This window comes from Amphritea atlantica (genome assembly GCA_024397875.1).
GTDB classification, from domain to species: domain Bacteria; phylum Pseudomonadota; class Gammaproteobacteria; order Pseudomonadales; family Balneatricaceae; genus Amphritea; species Amphritea atlantica_B.
This window is the reverse complement of record CP073344.1, coordinates 962575-978049: the sequence shown is the minus strand read 5'-3', so window position 1 is coordinate 978049 and position 15475 is coordinate 962575. Positions and strand designations below refer to the sequence as shown.

Annotated in this window: 15 protein-coding genes; 7 read left to right on the top strand and 8 right to left on the bottom strand. The window is 50.9% G+C overall.

Features of this window, described 5'->3' with window-relative positions:
* Window positions 1-213: 213 nt before the first annotated feature.
* Both KDX31_04360 and KDX31_04355 read right to left on the bottom strand, forming a co-directional pair.
* Complete coding sequence (locus KDX31_04360; GenBank protein UTW04258.1) at window positions 214-1422, bottom strand: CoA transferase; 1209 nt, start codon at window positions 1420-1422, stop codon at window positions 214-216.
* Window positions 1422-2609 (bottom strand): acyl-CoA dehydrogenase, encoded by a 1188-nt coding sequence (locus KDX31_04355; GenBank protein ID UTW04257.1) that lies wholly within the window; start codon window positions 2607-2609, stop codon window positions 1422-1424. The genes KDX31_04360 and KDX31_04355 overlap by 1 nt, the downstream gene beginning before the upstream one ends.
* Before the next feature lie 445 nt (window positions 2610-3054).
* On the opposite strand from KDX31_04355, the gene KDX31_04350 reads away from it, so the two are divergent.
* The 5 genes from KDX31_04350 to KDX31_04330 all read left to right on the top strand — a co-directional run bounded on the left by KDX31_04350 (window position 3055) and on the right by KDX31_04330 (window position 7814).
* Window positions 3055-3468 carry a YbaN family protein gene (locus tag KDX31_04350; GenBank protein ID UTW04256.1) on the top strand — a complete coding sequence of 138 codons (414 nt, stop codon included), beginning with the start codon at window positions 3055-3057 and terminating at the stop codon, window positions 3466-3468.
* A 195-nt stretch (window positions 3469-3663) separates the two neighbouring features.
* Window positions 3664-5946: a 5-methyltetrahydropteroyltriglutamate--homocysteine S-methyltransferase gene (gene metE / locus KDX31_04345; GenBank protein UTW04255.1), complete on the top strand. Its 2283-nt coding sequence runs from the start codon at window positions 3664-3666 to the stop codon at window positions 5944-5946.
* Between the two features lie 140 nt (window positions 5947-6086).
* On the top strand, window positions 6087-6656 hold the full coding sequence (locus KDX31_04340; protein ID UTW04254.1) for a pyridoxamine 5'-phosphate oxidase family protein: 570 nt from the start codon (window positions 6087-6089) through the stop codon (window positions 6654-6656).
* Window positions 6657-6726: 70 nt separating this feature from the next.
* A complete protein-coding gene (locus tag KDX31_04335) occupies window positions 6727-7419 on the top strand; it encodes a DUF4336 domain-containing protein (GenBank protein UTW04253.1) in 693 nt (230 codons plus the stop codon).
* Between the two features lie 53 nt (window positions 7420-7472).
* Window positions 7473-7814: a 5-carboxymethyl-2-hydroxymuconate Delta-isomerase gene (locus KDX31_04330; GenBank protein ID UTW04252.1), complete on the top strand. Its 342-nt coding sequence runs from the start codon at window positions 7473-7475 to the stop codon at window positions 7812-7814.
* Between the two features lie 100 nt (window positions 7815-7914).
* On the opposite strand, the gene KDX31_04325 is transcribed toward KDX31_04330, so the two are convergent.
* From KDX31_04325 to KDX31_04310, 4 genes are all read right to left on the bottom strand, one after another.
* Window positions 7915-10080, bottom strand: coding sequence for a diguanylate cyclase (locus KDX31_04325; protein ID UTW04251.1), 2166 nt, complete (start codon window positions 10078-10080; stop codon window positions 7915-7917).
* A gap of 601 nt (window positions 10081-10681) precedes the next feature.
* Window positions 10682-10891, bottom strand: a complete 210-nt coding sequence (locus KDX31_04320; protein ID UTW04250.1) for a hypothetical protein — start codon at window positions 10889-10891, stop codon at window positions 10682-10684.
* Between the two features lie 190 nt (window positions 10892-11081).
* Window positions 11082-11258, bottom strand: a complete 177-nt coding sequence (locus KDX31_04315; GenBank protein ID UTW04249.1) for a hypothetical protein — start codon at window positions 11256-11258, stop codon at window positions 11082-11084.
* Window positions 11259-11487: 229 nt separating this feature from the next.
* A complete protein-coding gene (locus tag KDX31_04310) occupies window positions 11488-12678 on the bottom strand; it encodes a benzoate/H(+) symporter BenE family transporter (protein UTW04248.1) in 1191 nt (396 codons plus the stop codon).
* Window positions 12679-12802: 124 nt separating this feature from the next.
* Between KDX31_04310 and KDX31_04305 the strand changes: the two genes are divergently transcribed.
* The gene (locus tag KDX31_04305; GenBank protein ID UTW04247.1) at window positions 12803-13372 is read left to right on the top strand and encodes a helix-turn-helix transcriptional regulator; all 570 of its coding nucleotides are present in this window, start codon (window positions 12803-12805) and stop codon (window positions 13370-13372) included.
* 107 nt (window positions 13373-13479) lie between these two features.
* Window positions 13480-13695: a dodecin domain-containing protein gene (locus KDX31_04300; protein UTW04246.1), complete on the top strand. Its 216-nt coding sequence runs from the start codon at window positions 13480-13482 to the stop codon at window positions 13693-13695.
* A 141-nt stretch (window positions 13696-13836) separates the two neighbouring features.
* Here the strand turns inward: KDX31_04300 and rluF are convergent, their stop codons facing one another.
* Window positions 13837-14730 carry a 23S rRNA pseudouridine(2604) synthase RluF gene (rluF, locus tag KDX31_04295; GenBank protein UTW04245.1) on the bottom strand — a complete coding sequence of 298 codons (894 nt, stop codon included), beginning with the start codon at window positions 14728-14730 and terminating at the stop codon, window positions 13837-13839.
* A gap of 175 nt (window positions 14731-14905) precedes the next feature.
* On the bottom strand, window positions 14906-15427 hold the full coding sequence (locus tag KDX31_04290) for a DUF1697 domain-containing protein (GenBank protein UTW04244.1): 522 nt from the start codon (window positions 15425-15427) through the stop codon (window positions 14906-14908).
* Between the last annotated feature and the right edge of the window lie 48 nt (window positions 15428-15475).

The following is a 15475-nucleotide window of genomic DNA, read 5'->3' as shown; positions in this document are numbered from 1 at the left end:
TGTAACTCCAAAAACAGCATTACCGCCCGCTTTATCCTGCAGTGGGCGATAACTATTCAGTAGAACGTATTAGCAGAACTTTTGAATAGAACTTTTTAATAGCTCTTTTTAATAGAAATCTTTAATAAAACTAACTTTAGCAGAACTTATTAGAAGAATTTTTTTAGTTAATCTTTTAACCGCGCGATATGGCGACAGCGGGTTATTGCCCTGTCAGGCAATAACCTTATCGGCTTTCAACTGTGCGATATCAGCTTCACTCAGCCCCAAAGCAGAGAGTATCGGATCGGTATGCTGCCCTAGTGTGGGTGGCGCTGCGTTGTACTCGATCGGCGTGTGCGAAAACTTCACCGGACTCGCAACACCCGGCACATTCCCACCCTCCGGAAGGGGCAGATCGATCTGCATCTGACGATGTTTTACCTGCGGATCATCAAACACTTTATCCAGTGAATTGATCGGTCCGCACGGCACACCGTGCAGACCCAGATTCTCCAGCCACCAGTCACTGCTGTGACTGCGCATCAGTTCAGCCACCAGCGGAGTCAGCGCTGAGCGGTTTTCAACCCGCAAAGCATTGGTGGCAAAGGCGGGATTATCAGCCAGTTCCGGAGCACCTGCGAGGGCACAGAAACGCGCAAACTGAGTATCATTGCCCACCGCCAGAATGATATGACCATCTGCGGTAGGAAATGCCTCATACGGTACGATATTGGGATGGGCATTACCCAAGCGCTCCGGCGGTTTACCACCCACCAGATAGTTCATTGCCTGATTTGCCAGCGTTGCCACCTGTACATCCAGCAGTGCCATATCAATATACTGACCGATACCACTCTCATTGCGATGCAGCAGCGCGGCCTGAATGGCATTACAGGCATACAGACCGGTCATAACATCCACCAGCGCGACCCCCACTTTCATGGGCTGACCATCGGGATCTCCGGTGACGCTCATCAGGCCACCCATCGCCTGAATCATAAAGTCGTACCCGGCACGCTCAGCATAGGGACCATCCTGACCGAAACCGGTGACTGAACAGTAGATCAGAGCAGGATTAACGGCCTTCAGGCTGTCATAATCGAGACCGTATTTTTTCAGTCCGCCGACCTTATAGTTCTCAATAACCACATCGGACTCTGCCGCCAGACGTTTAATCAGCGCCTGCCCTTCCGGGGCGGTCATATCAATCGCAATTGAGTGTTTACCCCGGTTCGCCGCATGAAAATACGCGGCATCCGTGGGATTACCATCCTGGTCCTTAACAAACGGAGGCCCCCAGCCACGGGTATCATCACCGTAGCCAGGACGCTCCACCTTAATCACTTCGGCACCGAAATCCGCCAGCATCTGGCCGGCCCAGGGGCCGGCCAGAATACGGCTGAGATCGAGTACCTTGATATGACTCAGCGCGCCAGCCATCAGAAGAACGCCTGAATGCCTGTCATCGCACGACCCAGAATCAGGGCGTGAATATCATGCGTGCCTTCATAGGTATTCACCGCTTCCAGGTTCATCACATGACGAATCACTCCAAACTCATCGGAGATACCATTGCCGCCATGCATATCACGGGCAACCCGGGCGATATCCAGCGATTTACCGCAGTTATTACGCTTCATCAGCGAGATCAGCTCAACCGGGCAACGATCATCATCCATCAGGCGGCCCATCTGCAGACAGCCCTGCAGACCCAGAGAGATCTCAGTTTGCATATCCGCCAGTTTTTTCTGCACCAGCTGATTAGCCGCCAGCGGACGCTGGAACTGAATCCGGTCAAGGGTGTACTGACGGGCAGCGGTCCAGCAGAACTCTGCCGCACCCAGCGCGCCCCACGCGATACCGTAACGGGCTTTGTTAAGGCAGCCAAACGGACCTGCCAGTCCTTCAACACCCGGCAACAGGTTCTCGTCAGGCACAAACACATCTTCCATGACAATCTCACCGGTCACGGAGGCGCGCAGAGAGAACTTACCTTCGATCTTAGGCGCACTCAGTCCCGGCATGCCTTTTTCCAGCACGAAACCGCGTACCACACCGTCCAGCTTAGCCCAGACGACAAACACGTCAGCGACCGGAGAGTTGGTGATCCACATCTTCGCGCCTTTAAGGATATAACCACCATCGACTTTGGTGGCGCGGGTTTTCATATTATTCGGATCAGAGCCAACATCCGGCTCAGTCAGACCAAAACAGCCGATCCACTCACCGGAGGCCAGTTTTGGCAGATACTTCATCCGCTGCTCTTCAGTACCGTAAGCGTAGATCGGGTGCATCACCAGCGACGACTGCACCGACATAGCCGAACGGTAACCACTGTCGACCCGCTCAACTTCACGGGCGACCAGGCCGTAACACACATAATTGACTTCTGAACCGCCGTACTGCTCTGGCAGGGTAGATCCCAGCAAGCCGAGTTCACCCAGCTCCTGCATAATCTCGGTATGGAAAATCTCGTTGCGATTGGCTTCTGTAACCCGCGGCAGTAGCTGACCCTGACAGTAATCACGAGCGGCATCGCGTACCATCCGCTCCTCTTCGGTCAGTTGAGTTTCAAGGGAAAACGGATCTTCCCAGTTAAATGCAGGCTTTGTAGAAGATTTGCTCATGGAACACGCCTCTTGCTTCTCGTTAGTTGCAGCCACCGCCTTTGACAGCGATTTCCACCGGTTATAATAGGAATAATAACCGCATATTGTTCATTATTTTTTACAAAATCAAGTCCCAATAACCACTCTGGTGATCTCGATTTTGTCCTGATACTGATACTACCGCTCACCATTGTTAGCGGTATATGCCCCAACCGGGGTAGGTCAGGAAATCCGCTATAAACATCACCAACTGGCTTTCAGTATAGTTGTTATAGCAAACAGCTGAGATGATCTGCTGCCGACCGGCAGCGCCAGCCTGACAGCCTTTGTCTGAGGTATCGGTGCCCGCTATTCTGTTTAGAATTCTGCCCGCAGCCGCTTTTCATCTGCGGCTGTTTTATACATAGATCTGCTATCGTCAAATCTGCTAGGATGAGCCAATACCAAACCTTGAGGAGAGAATGTGCGCCAGAAACTGATCCGGATAATTTTTCTGATTAGCGGCTTGTTTTTCGTTCTGTTAGGAGTAATCGGACTACTACTCCCACTGGTCCCTACCACCCCTTTTCTGCTGGTCGCCGCCTTCTGTTTTTCCCGTAGTTCGGAACGTCTGCACCAGTACCTGCTCAACCACCGCTGGTTCGGACACTATATCCGTGATTGGGAAGAGCACGGTGTCATCCCGATGAAAGCTAAACTGTTTGCCAGCAGCATGATGCTGATAATGGTCAGCTACCCGCTGCTGTTCCTGAGTTTCCATCCCGGCTTGAAAGCGCTGGCCGGCGCAACCGTTGTATTTGCCCTCTGGTATGTCTGGAGTAAACCCTCAACACGCCCGCTATCTGCTGATAAAGAATTAGAGCCTCCCTTCAAGTAATCCTCCTGTGTATTAAAAACTGATCACAAAACAACCTGTATTAATTAAATTCAATAATTTGTGATTTTATATCAATTTACCTCATGTTTATTCGCCACCATAATCAGCCTCTCTTTCGGCACAGGTTCGTGCCCCGCTGAGCGGTTAATCAAAACTGCTCAGGAAGAGCTACTCAAAAACTATCAACAGGAGAAGATGGTGAAAACACATATTCCGGGCTTTCCCCGTATCGGCGCACAGCGCGAGCTTAAATTCGCACTGGAAAATTACTGGCATGGAAAAACCAGCCGCAATGAGCTGGTTGATATGGCAAAAACGCTGCGAATGCAAAACTGGAATATACAGGCCGAAAGCGGCATGGACTTCGTCACCGTCAATGACTTCTCCCTGTATGATCAGGTGCTGGACCATTCTGTACTGCTGGGGGTAGTCCCCCAGCGCTTCAGTGATGGCAGCTGCGACAGTTTTGATAACTATTTCCGCATGGCCCGGGGTCGGGCACCCTCCGGTAGTGCAACCCGTGCCTGTGAGATGACTAAATGGTTCGATACCAATTATCACTATCTGGTACCCGAACTGGCAGTTAATCAGCAATTTATTCTCAACCCGGAAAAGCTTCTGGCAGAGATCGCCGAAGCACAGCAGCTGGGACACCAGGTCAAGCCGGTGATCCCGGGCCCGGTAACCTATCTGTGGCTGGCGAAATGTGCCGCAGAGGAGTTTGATAAACTTACACTGCTGCCGGCCCTGCTGGACAGCTATAAAGGCCTGTTAAAACTACTGGCACGGAAAAATATCGACTGGGTGCAGATCGATGAACCGGCGCTGACGCTGGAATTAACACCTAAATGGCAGGAGGCATATCGCGAGGCCTATCAGACACTGAGCACGTGCGGCACCGGACTGAAGCTGCTGCTAACCACCTATTTTGGTGCGCTGGACACTAACCTCGACCTCACCGCTTATCTGCCCGTAGATGGCTTCCATCTGGATGCCGTACGTGGCTCAGATGAGTTCATCCGTTTCAGCGAGCGACTGCGGTCTGACCAGGTTCTCTCAGTGGGTGCGATTGATGGCCGCAATATCTGGAAAACCGATATCAGCGCCGTTGCCGAACGTCTTAAGCGAGTTGCCGATCAGCGGGGTGACAACTTCTGGTTATCCACCAGCTGTTCGCTACTGCATGTCCCGGTCGATCTGCAACAGGAAACCGGTTTTGATCCCGAGCTATACAGCTGGCTGGCATTTGCCCGGCAGAAACTGGCTGAGATCACCTTACTGAAACAGACACTGCAGGGTGAAAGCAGCGATCAGTTAGCCGCCAATCTGCGGGATGTAACCGCCCGGACACAATCCCAGCGGGTTCACCGTATCGAGGTGAAACGCCGGGTCAATGGGCTGATGCCGCAGGATGGTGAGCGTGGCCTGCCCTATGCAGAACGTGCCATCAGACAGCAGCAAAAACTGCAGCTGCCAGCGTTCCCGACCACCACCATCGGTTCTTTCCCGCAAACCACCGATATCCGCTCGGCCCGGGCCCGTTTCCGTCGCGGCGAACTGGATGAGATCACCTATACCGCCATTATGCAGTCAGAGATAAACGACTGCATCGAACGGCAGGAGCGCTATGGGCTGGACATGCTGGTGCATGGCGAGCCGGAGCGAAACGACATGGTTGAATACTTCGGTGAACAGCTGGAAGGCTATACCACCAGTCAACTGGGCTGGGTACAGTCCTACGGCTCCCGCTGTGTTAAACCGCCGATTATCTATGGCGATATTCTGCGCAAAGAAGCGATGACCGTCAGTTGGAGCCGTTATGCGCAATCACTGAGCAATAAACCGGTTAAAGGGATGCTGACCGGGCCGGTAACCATGCTGCAGTGGGCGTTTGTGCGGGACGACCAGCCCCGCTCTGAAACCTGTCTGCAGATCGCTCTGGCGCTGCGGGATGAAGTGGTTGACCTTGAGCAGGCAGGCATCGCTGCGATCCAGATCGATGAACCGGCGATTCGTGAAGGGCTGCCGCTGAAACAGTCCGAGTGGGAATATTATCTGCAATGGGCGGTCTATGCTTTCCGTGTTTCCGCCAGTGGCGTACAGCCGGAAACACAGATCCATACGCATATGTGTTATGCCGAGTTCAATGACATCATTCAGGCGATAGCTGATATGGATGCCGATGTCATCACCATCGAGACCAGCCGTTCCAATATGGAGCTGCTGGAGGTGTTTACTGAATTCAGATACCCCAACGAGATCGGCCCCGGTGTTTATGATATCCACAGCCCGAATACGCCAACAGTGGAGCAGATTCAGGCACTGATTGAAAAAGCCGCCACGCTGATTCCGGCCGAACGGCTCTGGATCAACCCTGACTGTGGTCTGAAAACCCGTGGCTGGGATGAAGTTGCCACCAGCCTGATCAATATGGTTGCAGCCGCTAAAATCCTGCGCGAGCAGCGACTGGCGGCATAACCCTCCTTCGGGTAACAACAGCGACAAGCACAAGGCCGGGAAGCAATTTCCGGCCTTTTCTGTTTCACATCCCTTTTCTGTTTCACATCAGCGCAATCATCTGATATTAATCTAATACGCTGTGTTACAAGGAGAACAGCATGGGTCAGCAATTCTCAGAACTGTCAGATAAACATATTGAATTTATCGCTGCGCAGAAAATCTATTTTATCGCCACAGCGGCACCCACCGGACATGTAAACCTGTCCCCCAAAGGCGGAGATTCCCTCCGGGTGATTAACTCAACAACCCTTGCCTGGCTGAACCTGACCGGCAGCGGCAACGAATCTGCGGCCCATGTGCTGCAGAATCCGAGAATGACCCTGATGTTCTGTGATTTTGAAGGTGCACCGCTGATTCTCAGAACTTACGGTGATGCCCGGGTGTTACATCAGGCTGATCCTGAATGGCAGCTATACTGCGAGCTGTTTCCCGCTACGGTTGCCGCCCGGCAAATATTCATACTGGATATCAGCCAGGTTCAGTCATCCTGCGGCATGTCAGTGCCCTATTTTGATTACAAAGGCGACCGTGATGCGTTAGCTAACTGGTCTGAGAAAAAGGGCAAAAGCGGTATCGAGGCTTACTGGTATAACCGAAATCGGCAGAGCCTCAATGGTTTCGATACGGAGATTGTCGAACGCTCCGGGATCAGTCCAGCTGAAGAATGAGCGGTGCTCTCAGGGGCGTTTCTCAAAAACGTCTGGCGCGTTTGCCCGGAGCTTAAATCAGGAGCAGGATATGGTTAATGTCGGTGAAAACATATGGATTTTCGAAGGGGCTGCGGTGCCGTTCTTTACCCTGCCCTACACCACACGCATGACCGTAATCAGACTACCGGGTGATGAGCTTTGGGTTCACAGCCCGATCGCCCTGACAGATGAACTGGTCCGGCAGATTGATCAGCTTGGGAGCGTTAAATATCTGATCTCACCCAATCATCTGCATCATCTGTTTATTCAGGCGTGGCAACATCACTACCAGGACGCACTGACATTTGGCACAAAAGGCGTGCAACAGAAGCGCCCGGATATCTGTTTTAATGCTGTTTTTACTCCGTATTTCAATGCCCCCTGGTCAGAACATATCGCCCAGCTACTCTTTACCGGCTCCCCTGTCATGGAGGAGTGTGTATTTTTTCATAAAACCTCTGAAACACTGATCGTTACCGACCTGATCGAAAACTTTGCCCCGGAATCGTTCACACCACTGAAACGGTTCGTGGCCCGGGCGGCAGGCATTCTGGCGCCGGATGGCAAGATGCCTCTGGACTGGCGACTCAGCTTTATGTTCAGCAAAGCTGAAGCGAAACGGCATCTGCAAAACATATTACACTGGCACCCGAAAAAGATCGTAATGGCCCACGGGCAGATAATCACCCGCGAAGCAGAACTGTTTTTAAAGCGATCTTTTAACTGGCTGAACATCGACTGAGCCCGCCCTGGACACCTCAGTCACTCACCCAAATTTATCTGGAGTATGAACCATTGCCCCACTGTATCGTTGAATATTCAGCAACACTCGGATCCCGGCTTAGTCCATCAGAACTGATGCAAAACGTTTATGCGAGCGCACTGAAATCCGGCCTGTTTGAGGGACCGGATATTAAAACCCGCGCACTGGCATACGACAATTGCCTCACAGGTGCAGAACCTGCTGATTTTATTCACGTAACACTAAGGATATTAAGCGGAAGAACTGATGCACAAAAACAGCATTTAACGTCTACAGTACTGACGGGATTAACCGACCTGAATCTGACTCAAGTCTCGTTGACCGTGGAGGTCGACGATATTCACCGTCACAGTTATGCCAAACAGCTTGGCTGACACTGGCAGCAGCGACATAGTCACCTGCCAGTAATGCATCCAACAGAGTGTGTCGCCACAGAGTTTGCCAACCGGCTAGTGGGTCATCATTATTCGGAATTCACCTGGCCAGCGCGACAGGTTCTGTGATCGCCTTTTCAGTGCTTAATTCAGCCGCATAAAAACAGAGCGTTGACCCGTTCTTTTTGGCCGCATACATGGCACTGTCAGCGGCAGCGATCAGATCGACCCGGTTAGCCCCATCTTTCGGATAAAATGCGACACCGATACTGTTTGAAACCCGAAGTTCAGTCCCGGACAACTTTATCGGTTCCTTCAGACAGGCTGTCAGCTTGTTGGCGATAACGCTGACATCAGCGACCCCGGGGCTGCCCGGCAATATAAGGGTAAACTCATCCCCTCCCAGCCGCGCCAGGGTATCACTGTCACGTAATACACTACTGAAACGCCGACTGATCTCCATGAGTAGCTGATCACCAACATCATGGCCTAACGTATCGTTCACCGCTTTAAAGCCATTCAGATCCATATACAGCAATCCCGCTGAGCCGTTATTCCTCCGACATAGCGCGATAGTGTGCTCCACCCGGTCAATAAACAATCGCCGGTTTGGCAGCCCGGTCAGCGAGTCATAAAAGGCTAACCGCCTCATCTCCGCATTGGCTTGTTTCAGTTCATCGGTACGCAGACTAACCAGCCGGCTCAACCTTTCATGATAGCCAAAAGCGGACAGGACAATCAGTACCGCCAGAGAGCCAAACAATACCTCTGCAATCAGAAAGTTCAGACTGTCACCGACCTGTAGCGCGGTCACCTCTTCGGCACTGACATGCAGATTAAAGGTCCACTTATGGTTCGCGAACTCAATCTCAAACAGATGGCTCAAGCCCTCCCCGGCAGCGGTATCGGTCATAATATCCGCGTTACCAAACACTTTGTCTGTCGGGTTATCATTTTCGTAAACATAGAGGTTGATATAATCCAGCCGTTCATCGATCTGACTGTTATTGAGTATTTCAGCAACCAGAAAGACTCCGACGACAAAGCCCCGGAGTGATTCAAGCCCTCCAAGCGAACTATCCCCCGCAACAACCTGCTTAAACACAGGCGAGAAGATAAGAAACCCAGGCTCATCCTTGTCTGACTGCACCAGCTGAATGATATCGGTCGCCGTATCTTTGCGGGTCGCTTTGCTCAGCAACATGCTTTGCTTGCGGGCTTCATTGGAGAAAACGTTGAAGCCTAACGCTGGACGATTCTCTTGCAACGGCTGAATATACTCAACCACCACCAGCGGATCAGTCGGCAGCAGCGGCTGCCCTCTTATCTTAAATGCAGGATCTACCTCAGCCTGGGCGTGCTGTTCAAATTCGGCGCTCTCGCCCTGCCCGATCAGATTATTCCATGAGATCGCAGTGAATCCTGGCAGGTGGGTCAGAGACGCGCGGGTATAATCGCTAAACACCTGCGGATTGATCTCTTCTGCCTGCGCCAGCCTGCGGCCCAGAGAGTCCAGGGCATCCAGATAACTACTCATATGCTGCTGCAGTATGTTTTCAACCGCTTCAGATTTCAGTTCGAAATCATTTTTGGTCTTAGCCACCACTGAATCTTCGATATACTGCTGCGCCACCTGAAACGCCGTAATCAGGGTAAACAGAGGGATCGATAGCGACTTCAGCAAACGGAACCAGGTGGCCTTATCCGGTTGATAGATAAACATCGCCAGCATAAGCGGCGTTACCAGAATGACGCCTAAAAAGTCCCCTATCCACCAGATCAGCACATTATTCCAGTGCTGCTGTAATGCGATATCCCCGCTTTGAGCAAAGTTCAGCGCGCTATTCCCCACTACCGCACTTATCAGACAGCAGAGAAAGGCTATACCGATAAATCCCGCCACATGGGAGTATGAGGGGGCGTCGAGAATATTGATGCGCCGGAGTTGCAGAACCCTGTAATTGATCCACGCCTGAACCACAGAGCCCAGAGCGATAACCCCGGAGGTCAGGACAACCGGAAGCCCCAGCTCACCGTGGTGCCACAAATAGTTGCCCGAATTAAACAGAAGAGAACCCACAAAGATAGCGGGCAGAAAACGTTTACCAAAGATCAGGCAGCCGGCCAGCGCCACGCCGGCTGAGGGCCATAATGAGACGATCTGCGCCTGAGGGCTAAAACTGGAGAAAAAGAACGCAAGTCCAATATAGAACAGCAAAAAAACAGGATATGTGGCTCTGCCTACCGGATTCAGTTGAACGTTCAAAATGCTGACGATGCCCCATATAACCAAGGTATGAGCTGATGTAACGGTAAAGCCTTCCAAACCGCCGTTTAATTACAGGTAGTGTAATGCTGACCATCCTAACAGGTTTTGGTTATAAATATGAGCCTCCAAACGTCGCAAATAACCGAATACAGATCAATATCCCGGCAATAATAAGTGTCCACACCTACTGTCTTATATTACCGACACACGCCCACTCTAGCGTCATTCAGCATTGCCTGAGTCACTAACGTGCGGCACTAAAACGCGTCGCTACTACTGACACAAATCTGTGAAGCTATTAAACAGATTCAGTGACTATGGAGCAGTCTTTTAAAACAGGCATCGAACTACTTCATTAAAGTTAATAGCGCTTTATAAAAATATATGGGTTTTTTTTCATGATCTGAACAGATCATATCGAATTGTCGGCTCTGCCGCATTTAACCAGACAGAGCATTATGTATCATCCTGAGCTTCTGAAGAGAAAACCTACCGCTAAAAACGTATACACCATAATCAGCGTGAACAAAGTCTGCGTAAACAAAGCCAGCAGCACTCACTCAACAGGCTAGCAACAGGAATTCCAGAGGTCAGTTGATTACACCATTGTCCGGTATTGTAAAATCAATGCGATAATATCGTGATCGCTGGATACAGCCGCCATCGCATCGTTCATCGTGCGGCGCTGGGGAAGCGATATATTAAACTTATTACGCAAAACCTCATTGACCTGCTCATCAGAGTCAGGATCAAATTCCTTTCCGGCAAAGTTACATATTCGCTGCAGTGTAAACGCTCGGGTCGCCATTAATACAATATCCAATCCTGTAGTGATATGAATCTATCTGGTAAAGACACTCACCTTATTACCGGCAAATGATGTCAGCGCCAACAAACGGCATTACCGCTGAAAGAGAGATAAAACGGGTTCTGTAAGGGGATAAAGGGTAACTGCGCTCTGCATAACTGAGCGCGGCTTAGTTTATCTGCTGACGATATTACTTGTCCTGGGGCTTTCCTAATACGATATGACGTGGGCCGCCATTATTTTCTCGTCCGGAAACACCTTTTTCTATTTTCTGGATCTCACCGCCGGCCTTAAGAAATGCGGCTGTCTGTTCTGCAATTGAATCGTGAGTCTGACTTGCCGCTGCTTTTTTAGATTTAACTGCCATAAAAGAACTCCTTTTGAGTAGTGACAATCGATTATATCATTTTTCAGTTCTCTCCGGGCGATATTTCACTAAAGGGGTTATGTCTCAGAGAACCTACAATCAAGCCCCCTTATTTATCCTGACTCACTGATTTAAACGGCAGAAGCCCAAATATAGCTAAAACCCTCCCCAACCCGGCCTCTTCATAGTGATTTTCCCACAGTCGATGGATTTATCCTGCGCTCGCAACCTATGATCGATCTACGCTCTTCTGCAGATAACAGGCGATTAAACCGATACACAGTCCCCAGAACGCACTGCTGATGCCCAGCAGATTGAGGCCCGATGCGGTCACCAGAAAGGTTAACAACGCCGCCTCTCTCTCACCGGGATCGGCCAGTGCAGCAGAGAGACTGTTACCAATGGTACTCAGCAGCGCCAGTCCCGCTATCGCCATCACCAGCGCCGTGGGAAACGCGGCAAACAGAGAAGCGATCGTCGAACCAAACAAGCCGGTCAAGAGATAGAATCCCCCAGCCCAGACCGATGCCATATAACGCCTGGAGCGGTCATGTCCCGCTTCGTTGCCCATACAGATTGCCGCAGTAATCGCCGCCAGGTTATATGAGAAGCCACCGAAGGGTGCCAGCACTACCCCGGTAAAACCGGTCCAGGTGAGGAGCGGCGAAACCGGTGTGTCGTAACCATTGGCCCGCAACACTGCGACACCGGGCACATTTTGCGAAGCCATGGTGATAATAAACAGCGGCACCCCCACCCCGATAATGGTTTGCAGATTAAAGGCCGGCGTCACCCAGAGCGGGGTCGATAACTGCCAGTTCAGCACCTCGATATTGAGTTGCCCCTGAAACAATGCGGTGACAGTGCCGGTCAGCAATACAATAGGAATGGTATAGCGCGGCACAGCAAGCTTAATCACGATAAAGGTCGCCAGCATCAGTCCTACCAGCAGCAGATTGGATTCCATCACCTTAAACAGATCGATGCCAAACTGCAGCAGAACCCCCGCCAGCATCGCCCCCGCTAACGACATCGGCACATGATGCATTATCTTTTCGAACCAGCCGGTGATACCACACAACAAGATCAGACCGGAACTGAAAATAAAGATACCTATCGCCTCATTGATCGGTACACCGGACAGCGCCGTCACCAGCAGTGCAGCCCCCGGAGTGGACCAGGCGGTCAGTACCGGTGTACGAAAATAGAGGGATAACCCGGCACTGGTCAGCCCCATACCGATACCCAGAGCCCATAACCAGGAACTGATTTGTTCCGTCGAAGCACCCGCCGCAGCGGCCGCCTGAAAAATAATCACCGCAGAACTGGTATAGCCTACCAGTACCGCCACAAACCCCGCTGAAAGGTGAGACAGACTGAACAATCCTGCGACACCTTGCCGATTCCTTGTTGATCCCATGCTGACAACCCCATACACTCTGCGAACAGCTTGTGCGTTATAACGTCCAATTTTGGAAAGAGTATCATTGTGCGTTATAGCGTACAATTAAAAATTAAGTCTCATCCCTCAACCGGAAGCCGCGATGCAGGAAATAAATCTTTACCTCGCCACGACCTTAAAAAAGCTCAGACAGGAAAAAGGCTGGAGCCTCGACAAGGCCGCCAGTGAAACCGGCGTCAGTAAGGCGATGTTAGGCCAGATTGAGCGGGGCGAATCCAGCCCGACAATCGCCACTATGTGGAAGATATCGACAGGGTTTCATCAATCACTTTCCAGTTTACTTGAGCCACCAGCAGCGGAAAGCAGCAACACCCGTATTCGCCCTCCGTCAGCACAACCCACGTCCCTGGCCAGCGATGGTGCCCCGATTGTGCCCATCTTTCCCTATGAGGAACGGTTTGGATTTGAGATGTTTGAGTTAACCCTGCAGCCGGGCTATGAACGACTCTCTGAACCTCACATTCAGGGCGTAACAGAGCACGTCGTGGTGCTGAGCGGTGAGCTGGAACTACTCGTCGACGGAGAATGGATTCAACTGAGTAAAGGCGCATCTGTGCGTTTTTCCGGCGATACGCCCCATGGCTACAGAAATTGCAGCCAGGCTCCGACAATATTCCACAACATCCTTCACTACGCTCAGAAGGGTGCATAACTTAAAGCAGCGAGCCACCTTTTCACGACAGACATCATCCCTGTCGCCATTTTTCGACTACGCTTAATTCTGAAGCTGGAACAGTCTATTAAGGGCAGGAGATAAAGATGTCTGATCACCATACATACAGGAAGATAGAGGTTGTTGGTTCATCCGCCAAAGGCACAGACGATGCGATCCGTAATGCACTGGCTCAATGCAGCAAAACGATCAAACATATCGACTGGTTTGAAGTTATCGAAACCCGCGGGCACGTTGTGAATGGAGAAGTCGGCCACTTTCAGGTGACCCTCAAGGTTGGCTTCAGGGTAGAAAACAGCTGATCAATATCAGGCGTGTTCAGCGCCAGCGACAAACCGGTTTAGGCGAGTGAGCAGCTTAACCGATTTATTCAGGTAAGTAGCTCACTCGGATAAAAAGCTTATTCGGGTAAAAGCTATAGCGCTGTATGTTGAGCTGAAAACTTAACGCCGCCGGGGCTTTCTGGCAGAACGCCCGGACTTACTCCGCGGGCTTTCACCGGATTTGGGTGAATAACCAGAACCGCCTCCCGATCTGGTTTTCTGTTGATTGCGCGGCGCGGCTTTTTTCTTATTCTGACCCGATGGCTTTTTTTTCTGCCCGGTTGGCGCTTCCGATGATGAGGCCGCTGCGGCTTTTAAAATCAGCTTCAATTCAGGCTCGGTCAGATCCCGCCATTCGCCCACCGGCAAACCTTTGAGATCGACATTCATAATGCGCACCCGTTCCAGCTTTGTGACTTCGTAATGGAAGTGTTCACACATGCGGCGAATCTGACGATTCAGGCCCTGGATCAGGGTGATACGAAACACCTTGGGGGCCTCTTTAGTGATCTTGCATTTTTTGGTGACCTTACCAAGCATCGGCACCCCGGCACTCATTCCGGTAATAAACTCATCGGTGATCGGCTTGTTCACCGTTACCAGATACTCTTTCTCATGCTTATTTCCGGCACGCAGAATCTTATTCACCAGATCGCCATTATTGGTCAGAAAAATAAGCCCCTGAGAATCTTTATCCAATCGGCCGATGGGAAAGATCCGGGTGCTGTGATTGACAAAATCGACGATATTGTTGCGCTCACTTCCCTCCGTGGTACTGACAACGCCCACCGGTTTATTCAACGCAATAAAAACAAGATCTTCCGCTTCTTCAGGATCAATCGCCTGCCCGTTCACCTTCACCAGATCCCCCGGGAAAACCCGGTCACCGATAGCGGCGCGCTTACCATTGATAAACACATTACCCTGCTCAATAAAACGATCTGCGTCCCTGCGGGAACAGATACCACTGTCACTGATATATTTATTTAAACGGGTTGATGTGTCACTCAACATAGATTCATGTCTCAAAAATGGGGGCTGAAATGGCTTATCAGATGAAATCTGAACCGGGTAATCATCTGAATTATGCGTATTCTTGACCAAATGACCGGCTGGCGCCAGTCCTGTAGTGAAATTAAAGGTTAAATTAAGAGCGAAAATAAAGGGGAATATTAAGGCTGAAACGGATTTACCCCTTTTCCACCATCTGCCTGAGTTTGTTGAGGGTGTTGAGGTTCCTTCCAGTGGCTGACACGCCTAAGCATTTTTCCAGACCAGCGACCAGTTTTGACCGGCCGATCCCATTCGGAGCGTGTAGATAGAACACCTTACCCTTTAGCTCAAAACGCTCATGCTCAGATGCCAGCGCCACAAGTTTGTCCATATCAGGCTGAGGCTCCAGCGCTGAAAAATAAAAATGAACTGATTTACCATCAGCCAGACCATAGGGGTTATGCTTCACAGCCGCTGCAAACTCATCCGCATCCAACACGATAATTTCAGGCCGGAAGCCAAACCTCGATTCAATCTCAGCGATTAAACTGGCGTCAGGCTTCGCTATTCCCTTTAAAACGACATTGCCACTCTGAATATAGGTTTTAACCTCATCGAAGCCGTTCTCCTGCAACAGCAAACTAAGATCCCGCATCGGCAGGATATTTCGCCCACCCACGTTGATCCCTCTGAACAGTAAAATATAGGTTTCTATCATAATGCGCATTTCCCTGCAGGAAGAGGACCACATAATAAAACCGATCCG